Below are 3,064 nucleotides of genomic sequence, written 5' to 3'. Positions count from 1 at the left end.
AAGAATGTAACTACTTTGAAGAATACGAAGAACGAGTATGAATTCCATGTAGAAGTAGCCAAGGAACGTGGAGGTGAATTCCGTAAGATTGATGTTGAATTTTTAATTATGGATGCTTTCCCCGTGAAATAAGGATTTTACATTGGGATTTTAAATAATAGAAGAGGTTATGTTATGAGGAATTTTTTCATATTAACAATCATTCTTCTGCTGGGAGTACAAGGAAAGGTAGCGGCACAAGATGCCGCTACTGCTTCCAAACGTGCTAACCAGCAGTTTGTGCTTTTTGAAAGTGAACGTGACAAGGGAACGGACATGGATGCCATGTACGGTTACCTGTTGGACAGCTATGAGCAGTTTTTGAAGGTTGTGGAGGCTCCGAACAATGGACAATATCTGGAAGGTGCCAAGAACCGTTTGCGCACAATCTATCCTTATCTGCTGAATGGAGCCGTTTACTATTCGGAACAAAAGCAACCTGCCAAAGCTTTGGATTTTGCGGCTGCTTACATCGACATGCCCCAATTGCAGATATTCCGCAGCGAATTGTTGCCCAAGGACAATCGTTATCCTTCCGTTGTCTATTATGCGGCTGTTTCTGCCTATAATTTGCAGAAGTATTCGCAGGCATTGAAGTACTTCCAGGAATATCTGAATACAGGAACTGAGGAGCAGGAGAAAGACTGCTATGTGTACATGAACATGATTTATCAGTCTCAGAAAAAGTATGCCGAGCAGGAGGCCATCCTCGAAAAGGCCATTGCCAAATATCCGGTATCTCTTGATTTCCTGTATAATTTGGTGAATGTACACATTGCCACCAATAATATGCCGAAACTGTTGGATGCCATTGACCGCATTTTGGCAGTAGACCCCAATAACGACAAAGTACTGCCTATCAAGGCCCGCATTCTGGAACGCCAGGGAAAGAATGTGGAGGCGCTCGATATTTATAAGCGTCTTTATGCCTTGTATCCGAACAGTTTTGAGTTGCTGACGGGTCTGGCGCGTGCCAACTTCAATGTTGCTACTGAGATTGTGAACAATGGGGCTACCATTGCCAATGATACCGAATATGCACTGGTCAGACAACGTGCTTCCACCTATCTGATGGATGCCAAAGACTTGTTCCTGAAGATTCTTGAAAAAGAACCCAGTTCCAAAATGTATATGCAGGGCTTGGCCGGTGTGTACCAGTACATGGGGATGGAACCGGAATATGAAGTGCTGATGAAGATTGTGGAAGACGGCGCGTCCTATTCAACTTTCTCGTCCCGTCTGCTTGCCTATAAGGAGGCTTTGAAGAAGACCGAAGGGGTGGCGCAGGAACAGGAGTCTGCCCCAATACCTGTTGAGCCGGCTATGCTGGTAATTCGGGTGGATAGCTTTATAGATGGCAACAACAACAAGGTGATTGATGCCGGTGAGAGCTTTGCTCTTCAGTTCACTATTGAAAACAAGGGTCAGGGAGATGCCTACAACCTTCGCCTTCGCCTTTCCGAGCAGCAGGGATATGACAGCTACTTTGAAGGTCCGCGTGAATTGGACGGCGGCAACATCCCGGCCGGTACATCCAAGCAGTATACATTCCGCTATTTGGTAAAAAAGGATATGCCTACGACGTTGGCCAAGATTAATATTTACGCTTTCGAGGCCAACGGTTTCGATGCCGATCCTGCCGAGTTGATTGTCAATGCACAGGAGTACGCCATGCCGCGCCTGCGGGTGGCCGATTATCAGTTCTTTGCTTCAGAGGGCTCTTCCATCTCGTTGGGCGACAACGGCAAGCTGACGCTGGCACTGCAGAACTTCGGTTCCAAGACTGCCCATAATGTGAAGTTGCAGTTCAAGTTGCCGAACAACGTGTTTACCACCGACAATCCGGAGATTACGATTGACAGTATTGCTCCGGGCGATGTGGCTACTTTGGATTACGGCTTCCTGGTAAACAAGCGTTTTGACGGTGATTCGGTGGCTGTGATGGTCAGTGTGAGCGAAGACTCGCGTTCGTCCTATCTGAACGAGGCTTATAAGGTGAAGGTGGGTGAATATCTGACGGCTTCCAATACCTTGAAGATTGAGGGTACTGTCCGTAAGGCTGTCGACTTGAAGAATGTTTCTCTGGGGCTTACGACCGATTTGTTGAAAGACATTCCTGTCGGTGCGGTCAACCGCCACCGCTATGCGCTGATTATCGGTAACGAGGATTACAGTATGACGGGTGCCAATGCTGAAATCAATGTGCCTTATGCCGTAAACGATGCTTTGGTATTCCGTGAATATTGTGTGCGTACCTTTGGCGTACCCGACAAGCAGTTGAAGGTGGTGCCGAACGCTACTGCCGGTATGATGCACGAACAGCTCGACTGGCTGGTGAACATGGCAAGTACCGATCCCGAGGCAGAGTTGATATTCTATTACTCCGGTCATGGCAACAATGATGAGGCTACCAAAGAACCCTATTTGCTGCCTGTGGATATTACCGGTAAGAACATTCGTCTGGGCATTTCGTTGGCTGAGCTTTACAAGCGCCTGGCCACTTATCCCATCAAGGGTGCCTACGTATTCCTCGATGCCTGCTTCAGCGGCGGATACAAGAGTGCGGCTCCTCTGATTGCACAAAAGGGTGTGCGTGTAGTTCCGAAAGCCGGTTTGCCGCAGGGACATACGTTGAGCTTCTCGTCCAGTAGCGGTGACCAGACTTCCAGTGTTTACCACGAAAAGAAACAGGGATATTATACTTACTTCCTGATTAAGACCATTAAGGACGCTAAAGGTGACCTGACCATGAAACAGCTGTTCGAGAAAACCAATGCCGAAGTGAAAAAGGCTACTGCGCTGATTGGCAAGATGCAGGAACCGCAGTATATGGTTTCTCCTACGTGGACAGACTGGGCCGACATTCGTTTGAAGACTCCTGTACCGGCAGAGGCCGCAGGAAATTGAACGGGTAGAGTAGTATAGGAAAAGAGGCTGTCTCAAAATAAACTTGAGATGGCCTCTGTTGTTTCATTTCAGATTGAAGTCATTTGGATTTCTCTCAAAAGATGAGTTTATAAACTTA

General features: G+C 47.3%; 1 protein-coding gene. It reads left to right on the top strand.

Features of this window, described 5'->3' with window-relative positions; translation table 11 throughout:
- The first annotated feature begins 174 nt into the window (after positions 1-174).
- Positions 175-2,946, top strand: a complete 2,772-nt coding sequence (locus Q1Y74_RS13820; protein ID WP_300814874.1) for a caspase family protein — start codon at positions 175-177, stop codon at positions 2,944-2,946.
- Positions 2,947-3,064: the final 118 nt, after the last annotated feature.

Source organism: uncultured Bacteroides sp., from assembly GCF_949298305.1.
In the GTDB taxonomy this organism is placed as follows: Bacteria; Bacteroidota; Bacteroidia; order Bacteroidales; family Bacteroidaceae; genus Bacteroides.
The sequence above is the reverse complement of the archived record's forward strand: the minus strand, read 5'-3'. Positions and strand labels throughout refer to the sequence as shown.